The organism is Roseofilum sp. (genome assembly GCF_982964205.1).
This window is the reverse complement of the sequence record NZ_CEZBFX010000078.1, coordinates 1-22,774: the sequence shown is the minus strand read 5'-3', so window position 1 is coordinate 22,774 and position 22,774 is coordinate 1. Positions and strand designations below refer to the sequence as shown.

15 protein-coding genes are annotated in these 22,774 nt (G+C 49.2%); 8 read left to right on the top strand and 7 right to left on the bottom strand.

The features are described from left to right. Nucleotides 1-183: 183 nt before the first annotated feature. Entirely contained in the window at nucleotides 184-1,365 is a 1,182-nt protein-coding gene (locus AC3A14_RS17200) for a class I SAM-dependent methyltransferase (protein ID WP_318733265.1), read from the bottom strand. Between the two features lie 6 nt (nucleotides 1,366-1,371). After that, nucleotides 1,372-2,679, bottom strand: a complete 1,308-nt coding sequence (hisD, locus tag AC3A14_RS17195; protein WP_318733264.1) for a histidinol dehydrogenase — start codon at nucleotides 2,677-2,679, stop codon at nucleotides 1,372-1,374. 236 nt (nucleotides 2,680-2,915) lie between these two features. Here hisD and rpsT point away from each other — a divergent pair, with 236 nt between their 5' ends. From rpsT to AC3A14_RS17175, 4 genes are all read left to right on the top strand, one after another. Then, nucleotides 2,916-3,215 carry a 30S ribosomal protein S20 gene (gene rpsT / locus AC3A14_RS17190; RefSeq protein WP_318733263.1) on the top strand — a complete coding sequence of 100 codons (300 nt, stop codon included), beginning with the start codon at nucleotides 2,916-2,918 and terminating at the stop codon, nucleotides 3,213-3,215. 226 nt (nucleotides 3,216-3,441) lie between these two features. Further along, a complete protein-coding gene (locus tag AC3A14_RS17185; protein ID WP_318733261.1) occupies nucleotides 3,442-4,224 on the top strand; it encodes a TatD family hydrolase in 783 nt (260 codons plus the stop codon). A gap of 148 nt (nucleotides 4,225-4,372) precedes the next feature. Further along, nucleotides 4,373-7,696, top strand: a complete 3,324-nt coding sequence (rpoB, locus tag AC3A14_RS17180) for a DNA-directed RNA polymerase subunit beta (RefSeq protein ID WP_318733260.1) — start codon at nucleotides 4,373-4,375, stop codon at nucleotides 7,694-7,696. A gap of 101 nt (nucleotides 7,697-7,797) precedes the next feature. Then, the gene (locus tag AC3A14_RS17175) at nucleotides 7,798-12,009 is read left to right on the top strand and encodes a DNA-directed RNA polymerase subunit beta' (protein ID WP_413039134.1); all 4,212 of its coding nucleotides are present in this window, start codon (nucleotides 7,798-7,800) and stop codon (nucleotides 12,007-12,009) included. 130 nt (nucleotides 12,010-12,139) lie between these two features. Here the strand turns inward: AC3A14_RS17175 and AC3A14_RS17170 are convergent, their stop codons facing one another. Then, complete coding sequence (locus AC3A14_RS17170) at nucleotides 12,140-12,310, bottom strand: hypothetical protein (protein ID WP_318733258.1); 171 nt, start codon at nucleotides 12,308-12,310, stop codon at nucleotides 12,140-12,142. A gap of 316 nt (nucleotides 12,311-12,626) precedes the next feature. On the opposite strand from AC3A14_RS17170, the gene ald reads away from it, so the two are divergent. The 3 genes from ald to rsmG all read left to right on the top strand — a co-directional run bounded on the left by ald (nucleotide 12,627) and on the right by rsmG (nucleotide 14,862). Continuing rightward, on the top strand, nucleotides 12,627-13,715 hold the full coding sequence (gene ald / locus AC3A14_RS17165; protein WP_318733257.1) for an alanine dehydrogenase: 1,089 nt from the start codon (nucleotides 12,627-12,629) through the stop codon (nucleotides 13,713-13,715). Between the two features lie 92 nt (nucleotides 13,716-13,807). Next, nucleotides 13,808-13,930, top strand: a complete 123-nt coding sequence (locus AC3A14_RS17160; protein WP_318699483.1) for a photosystem II protein Y — start codon at nucleotides 13,808-13,810, stop codon at nucleotides 13,928-13,930. Nucleotides 13,931-14,157: 227 nt separating this feature from the next. Continuing rightward, the gene (rsmG, locus tag AC3A14_RS17155) at nucleotides 14,158-14,862 is read left to right on the top strand and encodes a 16S rRNA (guanine(527)-N(7))-methyltransferase RsmG (RefSeq protein ID WP_318736848.1); all 705 of its coding nucleotides are present in this window, start codon (nucleotides 14,158-14,160) and stop codon (nucleotides 14,860-14,862) included. On the opposite strand, the gene AC3A14_RS17150 is transcribed toward rsmG, so the two are convergent. From AC3A14_RS17150 to serA, 4 genes are all read right to left on the bottom strand, one after another. Continuing rightward, complete coding sequence (locus AC3A14_RS17150) at nucleotides 14,857-16,638, bottom strand: SLC13 family permease (protein WP_318733255.1); 1,782 nt, start codon at nucleotides 16,636-16,638, stop codon at nucleotides 14,857-14,859. The genes rsmG and AC3A14_RS17150 overlap by 6 nt on opposite strands. Nucleotides 16,639-16,701: 63 nt before the next feature. After that, nucleotides 16,702-17,094, bottom strand: coding sequence for a DUF732 domain-containing protein (locus AC3A14_RS17145; RefSeq protein WP_318733254.1), 393 nt, complete (start codon nucleotides 17,092-17,094; stop codon nucleotides 16,702-16,704). Nucleotides 17,095-17,151: 57 nt separating this feature from the next. After that, nucleotides 17,152-19,167, bottom strand: a complete 2,016-nt coding sequence (locus AC3A14_RS17140) for a hypothetical protein (protein ID WP_318733253.1) — start codon at nucleotides 19,165-19,167, stop codon at nucleotides 17,152-17,154. 155 nt (nucleotides 19,168-19,322) lie between these two features. Further along, complete coding sequence (serA, locus tag AC3A14_RS17135; protein ID WP_318699488.1) at nucleotides 19,323-20,903, bottom strand: phosphoglycerate dehydrogenase; 1,581 nt, start codon at nucleotides 20,901-20,903, stop codon at nucleotides 19,323-19,325. A gap of 257 nt (nucleotides 20,904-21,160) precedes the next feature. On the opposite strand from serA, the gene AC3A14_RS17130 reads away from it, so the two are divergent. After that, nucleotides 21,161-22,678 (top strand): DGQHR domain-containing protein, encoded by a 1,518-nt coding sequence (locus AC3A14_RS17130; protein WP_318733252.1) that lies wholly within the window; start codon nucleotides 21,161-21,163, stop codon nucleotides 22,676-22,678. Nucleotides 22,679-22,774: the final 96 nt, after the last annotated feature.

The following is a 22,774-nucleotide window of genomic DNA, read 5'->3' as shown; positions in this document are numbered from 1 at the left end:
TCGCTAACGTGAGGTTTAGGAATCCCCTCGCCTTTAGGCAGGGGTGGATGTCAATACGGGGGTTGAATCTTATAGAACCCATTGGAGATATTTTTAACCAGTGGTTTAGTCTTTGGATCTGTCTAACAGGTTGAGTACGGTATTTTTTCCCGATTTAACTCTATCAACAAGATCTCAAAGGGTTTAAACCGATCGAGGATGGGCTAAACCTTTTAAGACATTGCCTTTCTCCTGTTTGCTTAATCCTTTCCCCTGGATTAATACCTTAAACCCGCCCAAACCCAGGGGATCGATTAACTGATGTAAAGCATCTCGACGGCTAAACAGTTCAGTAATAGAAAGGGAACTTTCTGATAAGGCTGTCAGGAGATCGCCGAGTCCGAGCGCCATTAAAAATAACCCTTGCTCTGTAAACCCTAATGGCTCTAGTTCCCAGCGTTTGCCCTCATGCTCTAGGCTGGTGAAATCGACATGGGCGGTGATATCTTGATAGCCCATATTAATATAGGGGCAATCGTGGCGATGGTGGCGAGTATAACATTGTAGCGTTCCTGTTGTGCGCCTGGGTTGATAATATCGTTGGGCAGTATATCCGTAATCAATCGTGATCACATAACCGCGATCTAAGCGGGTGGCGATCGCCTCTAGCCAGTCTAGCATCGCTAAATTCACTTCCGTGCGATAGCCCTCTGGATAAGCATCCGAGCATAAATCAATGCCCAAATTCTCAAAATATCGAGCTAATTTTGGGGTTGATAACGCCCCTAAAACCTCCACCACATTGTCTCGATCGTCCAAGGTAACAAACACTTCTTGCAGCTTCTCCCCAGAACGCACGACTAAAGACACTGGAAACGCATCGACTAATTCATTAGAAAAAAAACAGCCCTGAATCAAACCTAAATCCGCCCAGTCGCACCATTGAACTCGCGGGTGTTCCCCTAACCAAGGCGCTAAATTTTGTTTCTGTATCTGCCTTAATCCCAGAGATTGTTCCACGATCCGATAATCGAGACTCTGAAAAAAAGCGATATTATAGGTTTCTAAATACCTTAAGACATCGGCCGCCACTTGTCCGGTTCCTGCGCCCATTTCTACTACTGAAAAGGGAGTGGGACAGCCCAAAATCTGCCACATTTGCACCCATTGACAGGCCAAAAGCTGGGCAAAATCGGCTCCTAGACTGGCCGAAGTGAAGTAATCGCCAAATTTGCCAATTTCCGTCTGATAGGCACTGTAATAGCCAAATTCAGGGTGATATAGCACCGAGTCCATATACTGAGCAAAGGTAATTTTGCCCCCTGGCGATCGCCTAATTCGATCCTTGAGCCATCGATACAACTGGGGATGATTCTGCTCCTTCATAACGCCCTAATCTTGCTCTGGAGAAGAAGTTCTCACCCGTACAGAATGGGCATGGGAGGGCAACCCTTCTGCATCAGCCAAAGTAATAATGGCGCTGGCCATTTTATTTAAAGCAGTGGGGGAATATTGAATTAAGCTTGAATGTTTCATAAAGGTTTCTACCCCCAAGGCTGAGGCATAGCGAGCCGCTCCTGAAGTCGGTAGAGTATGATTGGGCCCGGCTAAATAATCTCCCACCGCTTCTGGAGTCGAATAGCCGAGGAAAATCGCTCCAGCATGGCGAATTTGAGGGAGGAGATCCCAGGGTTCGGCGACTTCCAGTTCTAAATGTTCAGGAGCAAACAAATTGGAGAGTTCTACAGCTTCGTCTAAAGACTCAACGACCACAATTAACCCATAATGGGCGATCGCCTTTTCCGTCAGAATTTGTCGCGGATGGTTAATGAGCTGTTGCTCCACTTCCGTAGCCACCTGTCTGGCTAACGTGCGGTCAGTCGTGATTAAAATTGCCGCCGCCATCGGGTCATGCTCCGCCTGGGCCAACAAATCTGTGGCCACATGCACCGGGTTCGCCTCACTATCAGCAATCACCAGCACTTCCGAGGGCCCAGCCAACGAATCAATTCCCACGATCCCATAGACCATTTTCTTGGCTAGCGTCACATAAATATTTCCCGGCCCTGTAATTAAATCCACCTTGGGAACCGTTTGTGTACCATAGGCTAAGGCAGCGATCGCCTGAGCGCCTCCGATCCGATAAATCTCATCCACCCCAGCAAACTGAGCAGCGACCAGCACGGCTGGGCTAATGCCTTGATTGGACCCCGGTGGCGTACACATGACAATTCGGGGGACACCGGCAACCTTAGCTGGGATTGCATTCATCAACACCGTACTCGGATAAGCGGCCCGTCCTCCCGGAATATAAATTCCCGCCCGGTCAACCGGGGTATAATGCTTGCCCAACACCACTTCATGTTCCCCAAAATGGACCCAAGACTTAGGAGCGCGTTGGCGATGAAATGCTTCAATTTGACGACTGGCCAACTCAATGGCATCCAACAAAGGTTTATCCACTTGCTGATAGGCCGCCTCTAATTCCAGGGCACTGACGCGCAACTGACTCACCTCCAGCCGTTGGCCATCAAACTCTTCCGTATAGTCCAAAAGGGCCCCGTCGCCGTTGCGCCTTACGGTTTGCAGCACCTGCTGAACCGTCGCCTCTTTATGAACCATTTCCTCATCAAAGGTGCGATCGCAAATCCGTCGTAATTCCGATTCTGCTTCAGATCGCTGGCTAATAATTCTCAGCATAGGTTAGATTGATTGCCACTTTAAGTCTCCCCATTGACGTAACCCGGACTCCAGAAGCCACCCAAGGGTTCCACCTCCTTAATCCAGGTCATCGTCATCTTATAGCTTAACGTGGATTTGACGGGTCGGGTAAGATCCAACTCAGCAGAATAAATGCTATACTCAAATGTCTGACACTTAATCTTAATATCGGGTCTATCCCGAATGCTGTTACTGTTACCCCAAGTTTAAACACCGTGCCTAACATCAAGTCTGCTATCAAGCGCGTTCAAATTGCGGAACGCAATCGTCTCCGGAACAAAGCCTATAAATCTGCGGTAAGGACTCTGATGAAAAAATTCTTTACCGCCGTTGAAGAGCAAAGCGCCAGCCCTAGCCCAGAAAAAGCGCAGGAAATTCAAACTCTGATGAATCAAGCGTACAGCAAAATTGATAAATCGGTAAAACGAGGCGTACTTCACCGGAACACTGGATCTCGTCGTAAAGCCCGTCTAGCCCAAGCGCTGAAAAAACTTGAAACTCCAGCAGTCTCCTGAGAACAATCCCCATCCTATCCCCTATCAGTTTGGGGTAACTTCATCTCCTAACCCACCGTCAATTGACCCCAAACTCCTTCCCCCTAGGTCATCAGCCCAAGATTATCCTCCTGAAAATTTGGGCCCGATCGCCAGGATTCGGTTAACGATCGAGAGTTGGGTAAAGCGGTTTCGGCTATTGCTGACCCTTGAGAGTGCTTGTTAAACCCTGAAATTTGGGAGAATCATGCAGTTAATCGATACCCATGTACACATCAACTTTGATGTGTACAATCAAGAAAGAGACGATATAAGAAACCGATGGTCTACAGCAGAAGTGGTTCAATTGATCCATTCATGTGTGACCCCCAAGGAATTTGAAAGTATCCAAACCTTAGCCCACCAGTATGAGGAACTCTATTTTGCCGTTGGTTTCCATCCCCTAGAGAGCCAGGATTGGGTTCCAGAAATAGGGGAGCAGATTTTTAATTTAGCCCAAAGCGATCCCAAAGTGGTGGCGATCGGGGAAACAGGCTTAGATTTTTACAAAGCAAGTAACCGAAAGCAACAACAGCAAGCCCTAGAGGCGCAACTGGAAATTGCCCATAAACTGGGTTTACCCGTGATTATTCACTGTCGGGATGCAGCAGCCCCCTTAGCCGAATACCTGAGAGAATTTTACCAAACCCATGGAGAACTCAAAGGAGTGATGCATTGTTGGGGAGGAACACCAGAAGAAACCCAATGGTTTTTAGACCTAGGGTTTTATATTAGCTTTAGTGGCACAGTCACCTTTAAAAAAGCCACTCAAATTCAAGAATCCTGTCAAATGGTGCCCAGCGATCGCCTCCTGATCGAAACCGACTGTCCCTTCCTAGCTCCTGTCCCCAAACGAGGCAAACGGAATGAACCGGCTTATGTTCGCTATGTGGCAGAGGCGATCGCCTCTCTGCGAGACATCCCCTTAGAAACCCTAGCACTCTCAACTACCCAAAACGCCCAAACCCTCTTCCAACTGCCCACGTTGTAGATGGGGGGGATGGGGGTATCGGAAGATAGAGGGACACACAGATGTGAACGCGCAAAGACGCGTGGAGGAAAGGACACGCAGACACGGAAAAACTTATTCCCTATTCCCTATTCCCTGAATTTTCCTAGCTAATTACCCACTCTTGATAATGAATCAGATTACCGAAACTTCCACCCAGTTTACCCTACCCGATCTGGTCGAAATCCAACGCTCAAGCTTTCGCTGGTTTCTAGAAGAAGGATTAATTGAAGAACTCGATAGCTTCTCTCCCATCTCTGACTATACCGGAAAACTCGAACTTCATTTTATTGGCAAAAACTATAAACTCAAACGTCCCAAATACGAAGTAGACGAAGCCAAACGCCGGGACGCAACCTATGCCGTGCAAATGTACGTGCCCACCCGTCTAATCAACAAAGAAACGGGAGAAATTAAAGAACAAGAAGTCTTCATTGGCGAACTGCCCTTGATGACCGATCGCGGAACCTTCATTATTAACGGGGCAGAACGGGTAATTGTCAACCAAATTGTCCGGTCTCCAGGAGTCTACTACAAGTCCGAAACCGACAAAAATGGCCGTCGCACCTACAATGCCTCCCTAATTCCCAACCGAGGCGCATGGCTCAAATTTGAAACCGACAAAAACGGCCTTGTTTGGGTAAGAATCGACAAAACCCGCAAACTCTCCGCCCAAGTCCTACTCAAAGCCCTAGGCATGAGTACCGGTGAAATCTTGGAAGGTCTGCGCCACCCCGACTACTTCCAAAAAACCATCGAAAAAGAAGGAGACTTCTCCGACGAAGAAGCCCTCCTCGAACTCTACCGCAAACTGCGACCTGGAGAACCCCCCACCGTCAACGGCGGACAACAACTCCTAGAGTCCAGATTCTTTGACCCCAAACGCTACGATCTCGGCAAAGTTGGGCGCTATAAACTGAACCGAAAACTGGGCTTAACTGTCCCCGCCAGCATCAGAGTCCTCACCCCCAAAGACATCATGTCTGCCATCAACTACCTGATTAACCTGGAATTCGATCTCGGTAGTATTGATGACATCGATCACTTGGGGAACCGGCGGATTCGCTCCGTAGGCGAACTTCTACAAAACCAAGTCAGAGTAGGCTTAAATCGCCTAGAACGTATCATCCGCGAGCGCATGACCGTCTCTGACTCCGACTCCCTCACCCCCACCTCCCTAGTCAATCCTAAGCCGCTCGTGGCCGCGATCAAAGAGTTCTTCGGCTCTTCCCAGCTCTCCCAATTCATGGATCAAACCAACCCCCTAGCGGAACTGACCCACAAACGGCGGTTAAGCGCCCTAGGACCAGGAGGACTCACCCGCGAACGAGCCGGCTTTGCCGTACGGGATATTCACCCCTCCCACTACGGCCGCATCTGCCCCATTGAAACCCCAGAAGGCCCCAACGCGGGATTGATAGGTTCCTTAGCCACTCACGCCAAGGTCAACGAATTCGGCTTTATTGCGACTCCTTACTATCGTGTAGAAAACGGATATGTACGCAGAGATCTAGCTCCCCTCTTCATGACAGCTGATGAAGAAGACGACCTCCAGGTAGCTCCCGGAGACATTTCTTGCGATGAAGAAGGCAAAATCTTAGGGGAAATTATTCCCGTGCGCTATCGCCAAGAATTTACCACCGCTGCCCCCACCCAGGTAGACTATGTAGCCGTTTCTCCCGTACAGATTATCTCGGTGGCAACCTCCTTAATTCCCTTCCTGGAACATGATGATGCGAACCGCGCCCTGATGGGATCGAACATGCAACGGCAAGCCGTGCCCCTACTCCGGCCAGAGCGACCCTTGGTAGGGACAGGTCTGGAACCCCAAGCTGCCCGCGACTCCGGCATGGTTATTGTCTCCAAAACCAATGGTGTTGTTAGCTTTGTAGACGCAACCAGGATTCAGGTCACCTCCGATCTAGAAGCATCGGAGGAGGGGTCAGAAGGAGCGATTCCCCAGATTGTTGAATATCAGTTGCAAAAATATCAACGGTCAAACCAGGATACCTGTTTATCTCAGCGTCCCATTGTTTATGAAGGCGATCGCGTATTAGTCGGTCAAATTCTCGCTGACGGCAGTGCCACAGAAGGGGGAGAGTTAGCCCTAGGTCAAAATATCCTAGTAGCCTACATGCCTTGGGAAGGCTACAACTACGAGGACGCAATCCTGATTTCCGAGCGTCTGGTTTCCGAAGATCTGTATACATCTATCCACGTAGAAAAATACGAAATTGAAGCTCGGCAAACCAAACTTGGCCCTGAAGAAATCACCCGCGAAATTCCCAACGTCGGTGAAGACTCCCTGCGGAACTTAGACGAAGGCGGCATTATCCGTAAAGGCGCTTGGGTAGAATCCGGGGATATCCTCGTAGGTAAAGTGACTCCTAAAGGGGAATCCGACCAACCCCCAGAAGAAAAACTCCTCCGAGCCATTTTCGGTGAAAAAGCCCGCGATGTGCGGGATAACTCCCTGCGAGTTCCTAATGGTGAAAAGGGGCGCGTGGTAGACGTGCGTATCTTTACCCGCGAAGAAGGAGATGAACTGCCCCCTGGAGCCAATATGGTCGTCCGCGTCTATGTGGCCCAAAAACGGAAGATCCAAGTGGGCGATAAAATGGCAGGACGACATGGGAATAAGGGGATTATTTCCCGGATTTTGCCCCTGGAAGATATGCCCTACCTGCCCGATGGCACCCCCGTGGATATCGTCTTAAATCCCCTAGGGGTTCCCTCCCGGATGAATGTGGGTCAAGTATTTGAATGTCTGTTGGGATGGGCAGGTGAAAACCTAGAGCGCCGGTTTAAGCTGCAACCCTTTGATGAAATGCACAGCCGGGAAATGTCTAGGGCGACAGTACATAACAAACTCAAAGAAGCTGCCCATTACACAGGTAAAGAGTGGCTCTATGACCCCAAAAATGCAGGCAAAATCCAGTTGTTCGACGGCCGCACAGGTGAGGCCTTTGACCGCCCGATTACGGTGGGTAAAGCTTATATGCTGAAATTGGTTCACTTAGTAGATGATAAGATCCATGCTCGCTCAACTGGTCCTTACTCCTTGGTGACTCAACAGCCTTTGGGTGGAAAAGCCCAACAGGGTGGACAACGGTTCGGAGAAATGGAAGTTTGGGCGCTTGAGGCCTTTGGTGCAGCCTATACCTTGCAAGAGTTACTGACCGTGAAATCTGATGATATGCAAGGCCGAAATGAGGCTCTCAATGCCATTGTTAAAGGTAAAGCCATTCCCCGACCGGGAACGCCAGAATCATTTAAGGTGCTGATGCGAGAATTGCAATCCCTCTGTTTAGACATTGGGGTGCATAAAGTCGAGACTCGTGAAGATGGAGATTCCAGCGATGTGGAAATCGACTTGATGCAAGAAGGAACCGGCCGGCGATCGCCCAATCGACCGACCTATGAATCGATTTCTACCGACTTCTCTGACCAATAAGTGCTTCACGTAGCAGAAGGAGAATGGGTCATAGAGGGATTCCCCATTCCCTATTTCCCATTCCCTATTCCCTATTTCCTATTCCCCATTCCCTAATTCCCATGATCTTCAAAAATCGCGTTATTGATAAAGGCCAACTGAAAAAACTGATTGCTGCTGCATTTACCCAATACGGTAGCGCTCGAACTTCCCAAATGGCAGACCGGCTCAAAAATCTGGGCTTTCGCTTCGCCACTCGTGCTGGAGTCAGTATCAGTGTAGATGATTTGCAGATTCCTCCGTCCAAACAAGAATTACTCGAAGCTGCTGAAGAACAAATCCGCGAAATTGAATTGCGCTATTCTAAAGGTGAAATTACGGAAGTAGAACGCTTTCAACGGGTAATTGATACCTGGAACTCCACCAGTGAAGCCCTCAAGGATGAAGTGGTCCGCTATTTTAAGGCGACCAATCCCCTGAATAGCGTGTATATGATGGCGTTTTCTGGGGCACGGGGGAATATTTCCCAGGTGCGTCAGTTAGTGGGAATGCGGGGGCTGATGGCCGACCCCCAGGGGGAAATTATTTCCTTGCCCATTAAAACCAATTTCCGGGAAGGGTTAACGGTAACCGAGTATATTATTTCCTCTTATGGAGCTAGAAAAGGTCTGGTTGATACGGCCCTGCGGACGGCAGATAGTGGATATTTAACCCGGCGCTTGGTGGATGTCTCCCAAGATGTGATTATTCGCGAACTCGACTGCGGAACAGCCCGGGGAATTACCGTCGAAGCCATGTGCGAGGGCGATCGCGTCCTGATTCCCCTAGCCGATCGCCTGTTGGGTCGCTCTTTGGCTGAAGATGTGGTCTCGGAAACCGGGGAGTTGGTGGCCAAGCGCAATGATTGGCTCAGTGAAGACCTAGCCAAAGCAGTGGCCAAACACACGAAAACGGTCAAAGTGCGATCGCCCCTGACGTGCGAAGCGGCGCGCTCGGTTTGCCAGGCGTGCTATGGCTGGAGTTTGGCCCACCATGCCCCCGTCGATTTGGGTGAAGCCGTCGGCATTATCGCCGCCCAATCCATCGGCGAACCCGGTACCCAGCTCACCATGAGAACCTTCCATACGGGGGGCGTATTCTCCGGGGCTGCCCGAGATATCCTCGCTCCCACTGGGGGCAAAATCAACTATGCCGAAGTCAAAACCCGTAAAATCAAAACCCAACAGGGCCAAGAAATTCGGGTAGAAACCGGAGGTGTACTCGAGCTGATTGTGGATGTGGAAATCCGGGAGTTGGATAGCGAAGAAACCCAGCAAAGTGCAGGCGCTCTTGATCAGAAAAAGAAACATAATATCCACAAAATTCCCATCAGTGCAGGTTCTCGTCTGCTCGTTGAAGACGGCCAGATGATTAAACCAGGCACGATTATTGCCAATACCCCTCCCTCCAGGGCAGCGAGCCGCTCCACAGAACGAGCCACCAAAGATGTCAGTACTGACATTGCTGGAGAAGTCTGTTTTGAGGGCATTATTCCGGAAGAAAAACGCGATCGCCAAGGAGCAACCACCGTTATTGCCCGGACAGGAGGCCTGATTTGGGTTTTATCTGGAGAAGTCTATAACCTGCCCTCCGATGCCAAACCTGTGGTCAAAAACCAAGACCGGATGCAATCGCTCGATGTCCTTGCCATGAGTACCATCACCACCAAACACGGTGGACTGGTGCGCCTGCCGGAGGGACCGGAAGGGCGTGAAGTGGAAATTATTACCGCCCAAGTCACTCTAGACCAAGCAACAGTCACCATTAAAGACAAAGGTAGTAAGGAAATCTACTTGATCACGACCCGCGAGGGCGAGCAGTTTTCCCTGCTGGCCACCCCGGGAAGTAAAGTGACCTCTGGCCAGGTCGTTGCCGAACTGATTGACCAGAGCTATCGCACCCTAACGGGGGGAACGATCCGTTATGCGGGGATTGAAACCAAACGGCGCAGCGGTACGAGCAAATACGGCCAAGAAGTGGTCAAAGGGGGAACCTTACTCTGGATTCCGGAAGAGTCCCACGAAGTCAACAAAGATATTTCCCTGCTGATGGTTGAAGACGGCCAATATGTGGAAGCGGGAACGGAAGTAGTCAAAGATATCTTCTGCCAAACCTCTGGCATCGTCACGGTGGTGCAGAAAAACGATATCCTGCGGGAAATCATCATTAAACCGGGCACACTCCATCTGATTACCGACCCCGAACAGATGCCCACGGAAGGCATCGTTCGTCCTCCAGAAGTGGTGATGGGCCAAGAGATCGAGCAGCTCTGCACCCTAGAAATCGTGCAAACCCCAGAAGGGATGGGTGCCCTGTTGCGCCCGGTGGCGGAGTACCCCGTCTCGGATAGTCCTTCGGGGCCGTCTACTTCCACGGGCGAAAAAGACCTGATCCAACTGCGCACAGCGCAACGGTTGCCCTACAAGGATGGCGAGCGGATTAAATCGGTTCAAGGGGTAGATTTGGTGCGCACCCACTTAATCCTGGAGATTAACCCGGATTATGCGGGTGAGACCTCGAGTGCGAAAGGAAGTTCCTTGGAGGGCTTAGAACTGGTGGCCGATATTGAACTGGTGCCGGCTCCAGAGCTGAACGAAACCACGGAAGATGGGGAGGTGATTGAAGTGATGCGCCTCCAGTTGGTGATTCTAGAGTCTCTGTTGATTCGCCGGGAAGGGATAGCGGACCTAACCCAAGGACAAATTCGGACGCAACTGTTGGTTGAAGATGGGGCCCAAGTTGGGGCTGGGGATGTGATTGCTTCAACGGAGATTCTGTGTAATTCCCCGGGGGAAATTGCTGGGCTGCGGGATGAGGATGAGCAGGTTAGACGCTTGCTGGTGGTTCGAGGGAGCGATCGCCGAACCCTAGATCTGCAAGACCAAATGGACCAGCTCCAAGTGAAAGAAGGAGATCTACTGGTGGCTGGCACGGAGGTTGCGCCGGGCATTCGGCTTCCAGAGTCGAGCAAAGTTGAATTCATTGACCCCACCGACAAAACTCTAGTCCTGCGTGCGGCTCGTCCCTATCGAGTTTCTCCGGGTGCGGTCCTGCACCTGGGAGATGGGGGACTAGTCCAACGGGGCGATAAACTGGTGCTGCTGGTCTTCGAGCGGGCTAAAACTGGTGATATTATTCAAGGTCTGCCCCGGATTGAAGAACTGCTAGAAGCGCGCAAACCGAAGGAAGCCTGTGTCTTAGCCCGTCGTCCTGGGGAAATCCAAACGGTGGAAGGAGAAGATGACGTGCGAGCCATCCGCGTTGTGGAAGTTGATGGTACCCTGACGACGTATACGCTCCTGCCCGGCCAGAGCTTAATGGTGGTGGAAGGGGAACGAGTCGAAGCGGGAGGCCCGATTTCTGATGGCCAACAAAATCCCCACGAACTGCTGGAAATTAAGTTTGGTTGGTACTTAGAGCAGGGAATGTCCCATTACGAAGCGGCGATGGCGGCTTTGGCTGAAGTGCAACAGTTTTTGGTGGATGCGGTTCAAGGGGTATACCAGTCTCAAGGGATTGATATTGCCGACAAACATATTGAGGTGATTGTTCGCCAGATGACTTCTAAGGTGCGCCTGGATGATGGGGGAGATACGACGATGTTACCTGGGGAGCTGATGGAGTTATACCAAGTGGAGCAAGTGAATGAGGCGATGTCGATTACGGGGGGTGCACCTGCCCGGTATACTCCAGTACTGCTGGGGATTACGAAGGCTTCGTTGAACACGGATAGCTTTATTAGTGCGGCGAGTTTCCAGGAGACGACGCGGGTGCTGACGGAGGCCGCGATCGAGGGTAAGTCGGACTGGTTGAGGGGCTTGAAGGAAAATGTGATTATCGGGCGCTTGATTCCAGCGGGAACTGGGTTTAATGCCTATGAGGATGGATTTAGGGGCCAAATTTCCCCCGATTATGATACGAGGGGGGATCTCGATGACGAAATTGTGGGATCGGGTCTATCAGACAGCTTCTTGCCTGGCCATGGATATTCGGGTGGGTCTGATGATTCCGAATATGGGGTGATGTCTGATGAGTTGTCTCCTCCGACTGGCCGGAATATGTCGTATCCGATGTTTGATAATTCAGAGTCGGATGTGGACGATTTGCAGGATTTGGTGGTCGATGACCGCACAGCCTACCGCTTAGATCCAAAATCGAGTGCCCAGAAGCCAGGGACGAAGAAGGGCAAAACCCCGAAAGGAAAGGCGAAAAAGACCGAGCCGGCGATCGATATGGATTTAGATTTGGAGGAGGAAGAGCTAATCTACGATCCGATGGAGGATGATCAGGATTAGCTGGAGCGCCAAGCGCTCTAGAAAAGGCAGTAGGGGCTTGCATCTTTTTTGCCCCTACTTGTTGTACTCAGATCATTTCTCTATCGAAGATTCATGTTCACAAGAGACTGGTGGCCTCTTGCCTTCCCCTTTAATTTAATCCTAACCAACTTAGAACACCCTGTCCGGTGAGGTATTCAATGACTAGAGTAACGATAAAACCGACCATGGCAGCTCGACCATTGAGGCGCTCGGCATAATCGTTAAATCCGAGTTTGGGTTGGGGAAGTTTGGGGGATACAGTGGGTTTGAGTTCAGCCATAATTGAGGGTAAAAGTTGTTAAAGTTTACAATTCTTAATATTTACCCTAATTATAATGCCATTTGAGTCCTTTCTGCTCAGTCAGGAATACCCTAGAGCAGTTATATAGCACTTCTGTCTTCTGGAGAAGTACAGCTTGAAACCTTAGACCCTAAGCAATACAGGCTATTTCCTAGGGAATAGGGAGTAGGAAAGGCAGAAGCATCTAGATCTCGTATCGCCTCGTAGTCAGCCAATTTGCCCCCAACTTACCCATTTTTAATTTTTAATTGATATAAGCTGGATCTAGAGGGATTTCAGCATGAAGAGGTAATTGATGGATATCGGAGTTCCTAAAGAACGGAAAGATCAAGAATTTCGAGTGGGACTCACCCCTAGTAGTGTGCGGGTGTTGACTGAACGGGGTCATCAGGTCTTTGTGGAAACTGGAGCCGGTGACGGGGCTGGGTTCATGGATGGAGATTACTTAGATGTGGGGGCAAAAATTGTCCCTTCTCCAGATCTGGCCTGGGATCAGGAGTTGGTGGTGAAGGTAAAGGAACCGTTAGCTTCTGAGTATGGGTTTTTGACTTCTGGAAAGTTATTGTTTACTTATCTGCATTTGGCGGCCGATCGCCCCTTAACGGAAAAATTAATAAAATCAGGAACGTTGGCGATCGCCTATGAAACCGTAGAATTACCAGATGGTCGCCTACCCCTGCTCACCCCCATGAGCGTTATTGCTGGCCGGCTATCTGTGCAGTTTGGGGCCCGTTTCTTAGAGCGACAACAGGGAGGCCGAGGAGTTCTATTAGGCGGTATTCCAGGAGTTAGTCCCGGACAAGTCGTCATTCTTGGCGGCGGTGTCGTTGGTACAGAAACAGCCCGCATTGCCATAGGAATGGGAGCCAAAGTCCAAATTCTAGATATTAATGTGGAGCGCCTGGCAGAGCTAGAAACCCTGTTTGGCTCAAGAGTGGAACTGCTCTATAGCAATTCGGCCCAAATTGAACGAGTGGTTCCCCAGGCAGATCTGCTTGTTGGTGCGGTCTTAGTCTTAGGTCGTCGTGCCCCTCAATTAGTTTCCCGTAGTTTGGTGGGGAGAATGAAACCGGGTTCTGTGCTGATTGATGTTTCCGTTGACCAAGGGGGATGTATCGAAACTCTACACCCCACTTCCCACACCCAACCCATTTATATAGAAGAAGGGGTTGTCCATTATGGTGTCCCCAATATGCCGGGAGCAGTGCCTTGGACAGCAACCCAAGCCTTGAATAATGCGACGCTGCCCTATGTGTTGCAATTAGCCCATGCAGGAGTTGGTGCTCTGAAGCAAAATCCTGCTTTAGCCAAGGGCGTGAATATCAAGAATAATCATATTGTCCATCCAGCTATTCACGACTGTTTCCCAGATTTGGGGACATAAGCAATTGAGAGTACACAAGCGTCTCACTTTGCGGTAAAACTAGAAGTAAGATAAATCGATAAAAAACTTTACTGAATTTGGAGGAGAACACTATGGATTGGCGTGTAGTCGTCGTTTTGCTACCGATAGCGATAGCTGGAGGATGGGCCCTTTTCAATATTGGTGCAGCCGCTTTAAATCAGATTCAGAACTTGTTAAACAACGAGGAAGCGTAAATTGCGACAATCAGGTTAATTCCTGATGTGTTACAGGGGCTAGGAAATCTAGCCCCCTTGTTATTGGTTCCATGGCATCGATTAGCTTACAGCGTTAACTTGTTACAAATGCCTATTGCCTATTACCTCCTCCTTGACAACTAGCTGACAACCTTAACTTGTGACCAATGGAGATTTTCCAATCCATTCCCCCCCTACCTCCTTCTCTGGAGATTTGGGAACAGACGATGAGTTGGCAACCGACCCCCAGCCAATTAGATCAATTCCAGCAGCTCTATGGCTTAATTTTAGCGGGGAATCGCCACATGAATTTAACCCGCATTACGGAAGCAACCGAGTTTTGGGAAAAGCATTTATGGGATTCTATTCGCCCTCTGGCGTTTGCTCTATCTTCCTCTCAACCGCAAGATTTACCGCTCCAACCTTGGGCTATGGATCGACCCCTACGAGGTCTGGATATTGGCACTGGCGGAGGATTTCCGGGATTTCCGGTGGCGTTTAGTTTAGGAGCAATTTATCCGCAATTAGAGTTAACGTTGCTCGATAGTACGCAAAAGAAGATCCTGTTTTTAGAAGAGGCGATCGCCACCCTAAAGTTACCCAATATTAGGGCTACTGTGGGCCGAGCCGAACAGATCCATCATCAACCGGACTATTATCAACAGTATGATTTTTGTTTAATCCGAGCTGTAGCCAAAGCTGAAGTCTGTGTACAGTATGCCTTTCCCTTTTTGAAACCAGGGGGGCTAGTCATTTTATATCGAGGGCGCTGGACTCAGGACGAGGAAAAAACCTTCAACCAAACCCTAAACAGTTTTAGAGGAAAGTTAATCTGGATAGATGCCTTTGTCACTCCGCTCAGTGAAGCCACGCGACACTGTATTTATGTGCGTAAGGAATGCTTACCATTACCGATTACCCATTCCCTATAAACCATAGATAAAGTTAATCAATAAGGGAACCGTAAACATCATTAAGATGCTTAAGGGTGCGCCTACTTTGGTAAAGTCAAAGAACTTATAGCCTCCTGGACTATACACCATGGCATTCGTTTGATATCCAATCGGAGTCATAAAACTATTGGAGGCTGCAAAAACAACCGCATACATGAAAGCATAAGGGTTTAAGTCTAGGGTTTTAGCGACTTCCACAGCAATGGGTAACATTAGAATGACGGAGGCATTATTGGAAAGAATTTCGGTGAGCAGGGAAGTAATAATAAAGAAAAAAAACAGTATCCAATAACCCGAAAAATTCCCTCCTAAATGAATTAATTTTTGAGCTAACCATTGAGTTGCCCCAGATTTATTCATCGCTATACCTAGAGGAATTAAGCTGGCTAAGAGGAAAATGACATCCCAGCGCACAGACCCATAAACTTCCCCTGGTTTTAAACATCCCGTCATAATCATTAACACTACGCCAGTTAAAGAACTGACTAAGATCGGCAAGATATTAAAAGCGGCTAACACAATCACTCCGGTTGTAATTCCCAGGGCTGTTTTTGCTTTTTGTCGCCTTGAAATATCTACTGGCTTTTCTTCTAAAACCAGCAATTCGCGGGTCGTTTGTAAACCTAAGAAACTCTGTCTTGGCCCTTGAACCAATAACAAATCCCCAAATTTCAATCGTATTTTACCGAGTCGTCCTTGGACAAATTCTGCCCCTCTTCTAATAGCTAAGACGGTCGCATTGTAGCGTTGTCTAAATCGCAACTCTTTTAAGGTTGTTCCAATCAATCGTGAATTAGATAAAATGAGAACTTCTGCAATTTTTTCTTCTCCTGAAGCAATAACTTTTTCGATGGGTTGTTCTTGAAATTTGACATCGGCCAAAATTTCAAGCCCCCTGGATTCTCGAATTTTTAGTAATTCCTCTCGACTGCTCCGAATCACCAGAATATCACCGGCATTTAGCACTTTATCTCCTAGAGGCTGGGAAAAGCGCTGTTTATCACGAATGATTTCGAGTACATCTAAGTCAAACTTACGCTGAATTTTGGTTCTTTGTAACGTCTTGCCAATTAAGCTCGATCGCGGACTAATGACGACTTCACTGACATAGTCTTTGAGGTTATAATCTTCTCCTACGAGGTAGGTTTGGTGATCGGGGAGTAATTTGGGCGCGACTAAAGCTAAATAGGTGAGACCAATAATAAATACTAATACTCCCAATTTTGTAAACTGAAAGACTGAAAATTCACCATAGCCGAGTTGAGCCGATACACCACTGGCGAGAATATTTGTTGATGTGCCGATTAAGGTGAGCAATCCGCCTAAAATTGTGGAATAGGATAAGGGAATGAGCAGCTTACTGGGTGAAATTTTTTGGCGTTTACTCCATTCTTCAATAATCGGCAAAAAGATGGCTACAATTGCGGTATTATTAATGAATCCTGAGATGGGCCCGACAATTGAACCCATGACGAAAACTTGCTGAGAGGGATTATTTCCTGCCCAACGGATTATCCGGTTCCGAACAACTTGAATCACGCCGGTTTTGGTAATTCCTGAACTGAGGATAAACATGGCCATAACGGTGACTGTAGCAGGATTACTAAAGCCAGAAATTCCTTCTTCAGGAGTGACCAGTCCCAGTAACATTAAAGCAATGGCAATGGAGAGAGCGGTAATATCGGCAGGAAGCCATTCACTAATGAAAGAAATTAAACCAAGAACAACAACGGTCAGCGTGAGAATAATGGACATAGTTGGGGATTAGTGATTTAGAACAGAGAATGAGATGCTTTTCCCTGTTGATTGGTGAGTGTTTTAACGAAGAGGAATTTCGAGCTGTTGTAAGTTGGTGAGGTGTTCGGGGCAAAGGGTGGCAATGCCAGCAACAATGACTTTGCTACTGAATCCAGCAACAGCTTGGGCTTGGGCTTCGGTAACGCCTTCTGTAGCAAGTTGTTGAGCTACCGTGTTGATATGTTCTTCGAGGGTTTGTCCGGAGTTTAAGGCGCTGCATGTTTGTTGGGCTAATTCTAGGGTTTTTTCTTGTCCGATCGCCTGATAAGCTTGTTGTTCGAGGGGCGTTAACAGGGTGGGAAGGAAGTCTTCAAAACTGGCAGGAGTAAGGGGAAGTTGAGCTAATGCAGGGGAGATGAAGCTAACCAGGAGGGAGGTTAGGCTGATACAGGAAAGTTTGGAGATTAAGGACATGGGTTACGAGTTACTGATGAGATTTTTCCTAGTTTAGCAATTGCACCAGGAATTGCCCTAGGGTTCGAGTTCTTCAAATGTGACTTGGTGTAAGTTGGGGGGAACGATCAGGCGGCGGAAACTGGTTTTATGGCTTTCCCGTTGGCCAATCAGTTCGACGGCGATCGCCTCAAATTGGATTTCCATGGCTCCTTTAGGAACAGTAAAGTTAAATACAATACTGCGACGATCTCGACCATCCGGAACTAGATCGACGATCCAGCGCGGTTCTTCTAAGAGGGTACGGGTTTGGGCATCTACTAACCAGTATTTAATGTGGATATGGGGCGATCGCGTGGCTAAAGAGGCTTTAATGGGAATAATTTCTTCAGCGATCCAATCTCGCTCTGGCGCTTCCAAGAGGGGAGTCGGTAAAGGAGCTGGAAAAGATAGGGCTTCTGGTTCAGATGGTTCTTCTAGAGCCTCAGATCCAATATCTGGCTGGGCGTAGCTCCGATCTAAGACAATTTCTTGGGACTCTTCTGCTGGCGCGAGGAGCAAGGGAAAACTGGCGGTACCTTCTAAACTATGGGTAGAGTCCTCTTCGACTAACTCGCCTTCAATCACATTATCTTCTTCAAAGTCTGCCGCGAGCGCCTCTTCTTCTTCCGAGTCAGTATTTTCTTCTACCCAATCTTCTGCCTCTTTAGCTAGATCGTTGAGTCGCTCGCTAAATTTATCTTGCAGATGTAGGGAATGAAACGCTTCATCTACGGGGGAAGGGGGAGAGGGTTCTGGGAGTTCGGGCGTTTCTTCCTGGGCTTGGTGATTGAGATTCAGGGGGGGTAAGGTGAGATTGAGCTTTGGTTTGGGCGGTTCAGATGAAGGGGGAAGTTGGGGTAAATCGAGATCGGGAGGGGGTTGGATGCCTTGGAGTGAGGGTAATTGCAGATATTTGACTTTGGGAGAGTCAGAGGGGGGAAACAGTTGGGGAGGAAGAGAAGGGGATGCGGACGCTTTCCAGGGTTGATCGGTCTCTGGTGGGGACTCTTTAGCGATGTTAAATAAGTCGAGGTTGACGGCGGGAGGGTTGACAGTGGCAGGTGGAGGTATGGGATCGCTTGTTAGAGGGAAGGGAAGAATGGACGGTTTGGTCGTTTCCTCCGTATCCCGTCGATTGGTAATGGCCTCCATAAGTTGTTGCAAACCGGTAGTGATACTAAATTGGATTTCGGTGAGGGGTGTTGGGGGAGCTTGGGGGACTTGAGCGGGGAGAGCTGGAGTTATCCAGGACTCAAAGAGTTGAGCTTGTCCGAGGATAAAACACAGGGAGGTTAAGGGAGGTAAGTTAAAGCTGTATTCAAAGGGGATGGGTAGGCTTTGCACAATAAGCTGGTGTTTAAGTGCTTGGAGAATTTCCAAGTTTTGGGGATTTTGCAGAGTAACGGCCAGTTGCAGGGCGATGGGTTGGGGAAAGGTTTGGGGGCGATCTCTGCGTAACTGCCCTGTTATGGTAATGGGAGTGTTGCTGGTTTGCACATACATGGTGCGATCGAGAATGAGTTCCAGGGAGGACAGATCCAGGTTTTCCCAGGATGATGAAGAGCCTAAAACTGGGGTCGGTTTGGGTCGTTCTGGGGGAGGAGGAACGTCAAAGAAGCTACTATCATAGGCTTCGGGTGCTTCGGATTCTTCGGATTCTTCGGATTCTTGGGGTGCTTCAGGTTCTATCTCTTCTTCTACTTCATCTGGTTCTGGATCTAGACATAACGATTCTAGGGAAACTTGATAGCTTTGGGGGGGTCGATCTGGAGGATGGGCAATACAAGCAATTTCCCATAGTCCTGGTTTCAGGTAAGTGTAGGGAAAGACGACCATCAGGCCTTCTTTATTGGTGTGGTGCTGACGGGTTTGAACTTGGGGAGGGGAGGAGGGTTGCAATTGGTAGCTGAGGTGAATGGCGATCGCCGTTTGCGGATAGCTAGAGCGCAGGACTAAACGATATTGTCCCTCTAAAACTTCTACGCTAGGGGGTTCTAGGGGTAACCAGGCGCGATCGCGGTCTTTTTGAATCAGAAATTCCCAGGCTTTCATGGTTGCTGGCTTGCAGGTGTGCCCATCACGGTTGCTTAATTAGGTCTCATCCTAACCTAATTGGGGTCTGTTGGGCGATCGGATCAACCCTGTTTCTTGTACTTCAACCCAGGCTGTAGGGGCAAAAAATCTTTCGCTCCTACAGTCTCTACAGACTACAACATCACTGTATTGGCATCCCGAATTCCAGCAACCTTGAGAATCTCCTCTAAAATACCCTCAGGTAAGGGATCGTCAATCGTCAGTACCATGACTGCATCGCCGCGCACGATTTGCCGTCCGACTTGCATACTGGCAATATTGACATTAAAACTACCTAACAGAGAGCCAATTTTACCAATAATCCCTGGCATATCTCGGTGACGGGTAAACAGCATATGTTGATTGGGCGGTACGTTAATCGGAAATCCATCAACCATAGTAATCCGAATTTCGCCATCACCCAGGAGTGTACCGGTTACCTCATGTTCTTCTGAGGGGCCTTTCGCTTGCAACAACAGAGACCCCTTATAATCGCAGATACTGGCATCACGGGTTTCAATCACGCGAATGCCTCGCTCTTGAGCTTCGATAGAGGCATTTACATAATTAACACGCTCCCGCAGCGCTCGTGAGAGCAAACCCTTGAGTGCGGCAATGACAATGGGTTGGCTTTGGTTATTGGCAAGTTCCCCTTGTAGGTGAATATTGAGGCTTTCGACGCGATCGCCCACAAGCTGACTGACGAGATTACCCAACGTTTCCGCCAATTGCAAATAGGGGCGCAACTGTTCCAATGCATCCGGATGCAGTCCGGGAATATTCACTGCCGAGCGTGCAGGCAGTCCCAGAAGCACATCCCGAATTTGTTCGGCCACATCAACCGCGACATTGACCTGGGCTTCCGTAGTGGAAGCGCCTAGATGGGGCGTTAAAATCACCTCTTTACCTAATTTCATCAAGGGAGATTCACTTAGGGGTTCGCTGGCATATACATCGAGGGCTGCACCAGCAATTTGACCATTTTTCAAGGCTTCAGCTAAGGCAACTTCATCAATAATCCCCCCTCTGGCACAATTAATAATCCGGGCAGTGGGTTTCATTTTTGCCAAAGACTCGGCATTAATTAAATTCGCCGTTTCTGGAGTTTTGGGAATGTGGAGGGTAATGTAATCGGATTCTTGCATGAGAACATCCATATCCACCAGCCGACAGCCCAATTGATCCGCCCGTTCTGCGGAGATAAAGGGATCAAAGGCAATGAGCTTCATTCCCATCGCTTTAGCGGCTGTGGCCACATGGGAGCCAATTTTGCCTAATCCAACAATTCCTAGGGTTTTCTTATAGACTTCAGTGCCAACAAACTTTTTTCGCTCCCACTGGCCATTTTTCAGGGACTCGTTAGCATCGGGAATATGACGGGACAGGGATAGCATTAAGGCTAGAGCATGTTCAGCAGCGGCGATCGTATTGCCTTCTGGTGAATTCACGACGATAATCCCTTTGCGGGTTGCTGCGGGAACATCTACATTATCAACCCCGACCCCAGCACGACCGATGATTTTCAGTTGTACACCTGCTTCGATGATGTCTGCGGTGACACGGGTTCCTGAGCGAATCATGAGGGCATCGTATTCCGGAACGATTTTCATGAGTTCTTCAACCGGAAGGCCAGTTTTGATGTCAACTTGAGCAACTTGAGATAGGATATCAATTCCAGCTTGATCGATAGGGTCGCAAACGAGAACTTTAGGCATGATCAGGGGAGAATAACGAACACTTGATAACGGCAGAGCGCGTTGCTCTCCCGCCGTTTTAGCTAACCGTAGGCTATTGTACCGCTAAACCTGGCCTAAAAATGGGGAATAAGGAATGGGGAGCAGGGAATAGGAGGACACAAAGCACGCAGACCCGTGCAGAGGCCACAATGCTGGTTAAACAACAGGCTGATATCAATGAGATAATCAACTTTAACTTTAATTCCCCCACTTATTACTCATTACTTAATTCCCCAATGACCCTCTTCGACGAACTCGATCGCCACCCGCACCAACTCTTCGTACAAAAAACCCAAATGGGAGGAAGCCAAGCCTATCTGGCCTCTGTGACCCTCGAATGGCTCTCTAATCGGGTTCGTTTCGCCCACCAACTACCTCTGTTTCAAAAAAAAATTGACCCCCAAACCCATAATTTGATCCGGGATGCTGAAACCATTGAACAACTGCAACAGCGCCCCCTCGACTGGTCGCGCCAAGCCCCTTTAGCCCAATATCTCGCTGTCCGTCCCAACCACAAATTCCCTCCTTTGCTCGCGGCGATCGGCGCTCCTTGGATCGAAGAACCCTATGCTCCAGAATGGAATGGAGATCTCGCCACTGAGTCAGCCGCCCAATTTACTCCCCTTAACCGCGACCAAACTCTGGGACTACTCAATGTCGACCCTAGTTTCTCTATCTTTGCCCTCGACGGCCAACATCGGCTGATGGGTATCCAAGGTTTGATGGAATTGATCCGTAGTGGTTCCCTACCCAAATATAAGAAAAACAAAAAGCCCACTGGCTCGAGCATCACAGCCGAAGATCTCTGCCAGCACTACCCCATCACTCCCAGTCAACTGCAAAGCCTGCGCCAAGAAACCATCGGTCTAGAAATTATTCCCGCCGTTCTCGCTGGCGAAACCCGCGACCAAGCTAGGAGTCGCATCCGCTCGATTTTTGTCCATGTCAACCTGATGGCGGTGCGCCTGAGTGCTGGTCAACTGGCGCTCTTGAATGAAGATGACGGATTTTCTATTGTCGCCCGTCGTATTGCTGTTAACCACCCCCTGCTGAAAGCAAAAGGCGATCGCCACCCCAGGGTGAACTTCGATAGCACCACCGTCTCGACTAAATCCACCGTTCTCACCACCCTCCCTGCCCTCAAAGACATGGCTGAAGCCTATCTCCAGCATCCCTATCTCCACTGGAAAACCACGGAAAAAGGCCTGATTCCCCTACGCCCGGAAGACGAAGAACTCGAAGAAGCTCTGGCCACTTTTTCCACCCTCTTTGACTATCTTGCTACTCTGCCCAGCTACCAAGCCTTAGAAATGGGAGCGTTGAGTACTGACCTGCGCCGGTTCAGCTTTGAAAGCTATGATGGTGAAGGTCATATGTTGTTTCGCCCTGTGGGTCAAATTGCCCTCGTTCGCGCGATCGGTATCCTCGTGTATCAGCATCACATCAGCCTCACCCGCATCTTTAGCCAACTTTGCCCTTACGATACTCAAGGCGGCTTCAGTCACATCGATCGCTCTGAATCCCTCTGGTACGGCATCCTTTTCAACCCCACCAAAAAACGTATCCAAGTCTCTGGACGAGATCTGGCGACCCGCCTCCTCATCCACCTGATCGCCGACACCCCCGACCCTCTGGATCGGGCCCAACTGCGCCAAGATCTGTCCAACGCTCGCACGTTCCAAGACAAAGCTCTCAACTTTGAGGGTAAATTTGTTCACCCACGCCACCTCACCTTACCGGAGCCATTGGGGTAATGGAGAATAGGCGATCGCATCATTTTCGCCCTTTTCAACTCCTTACAGCGCTTTGCGCTGTAACGGAGTACAGTCTCATTGAGATCAGTCATTGCG

Coding starts and splice junctions, on each gene's coding strand:
- AC3A14_RS17200 (WP_318733265.1), bottom strand. CDS start 1,365: ATGAAGGAGCAGAATCATCCCCAGTTGTATCGATGGCTCAAGGATCGA.
- hisD (WP_318733264.1), bottom strand. CDS start 2,679: ATGCTGAGAATTATTAGCCAGCGATCTGAAGCAGAATCGGAATTACGA.
- AC3A14_RS17185 (WP_318733261.1), top strand. CDS start 3,442: ATGCAGTTAATCGATACCCATGTACACATCAACTTTGATGTGTACAAT.
- rpoB (WP_318733260.1), top strand. CDS start 4,373: ATGAATCAGATTACCGAAACTTCCACCCAGTTTACCCTACCCGATCTG.
- AC3A14_RS17175 (WP_413039134.1), top strand. CDS start 7,798: ATGATCTTCAAAAATCGCGTTATTGATAAAGGCCAACTGAAAAAACTG.
- AC3A14_RS17170 (WP_318733258.1), bottom strand. CDS start 12,310: ATGGCTGAACTCAAACCCACTGTATCCCCCAAACTTCCCCAACCCAAA.
- ald (WP_318733257.1), top strand. CDS start 12,627: ATGGATATCGGAGTTCCTAAAGAACGGAAAGATCAAGAATTTCGAGTG.
- AC3A14_RS17160 (WP_318699483.1), top strand. CDS start 13,808: ATGGATTGGCGTGTAGTCGTCGTTTTGCTACCGATAGCGATAGCTGGA.
- rsmG (WP_318736848.1), top strand. CDS start 14,158: ATGAGTTGGCAACCGACCCCCAGCCAATTAGATCAATTCCAGCAGCTC.
- AC3A14_RS17150 (WP_318733255.1), bottom strand. CDS start 16,638: ATGTCCATTATTCTCACGCTGACCGTTGTTGTTCTTGGTTTAATTTCT.
- AC3A14_RS17145 (WP_318733254.1), bottom strand. CDS start 17,094: ATGTCCTTAATCTCCAAACTTTCCTGTATCAGCCTAACCTCCCTCCTG.
- AC3A14_RS17140 (WP_318733253.1), bottom strand. CDS start 19,167: ATGAAAGCCTGGGAATTTCTGATTCAAAAAGACCGCGATCGCGCCTGG.
- serA (WP_318699488.1), bottom strand. CDS start 20,903: ATGCCTAAAGTTCTCGTTTGCGACCCTATCGATCAAGCTGGAATTGAT.
- AC3A14_RS17130 (WP_318733252.1), top strand. CDS start 21,161: ATGACCCTCTTCGACGAACTCGATCGCCACCCGCACCAACTCTTCGTA.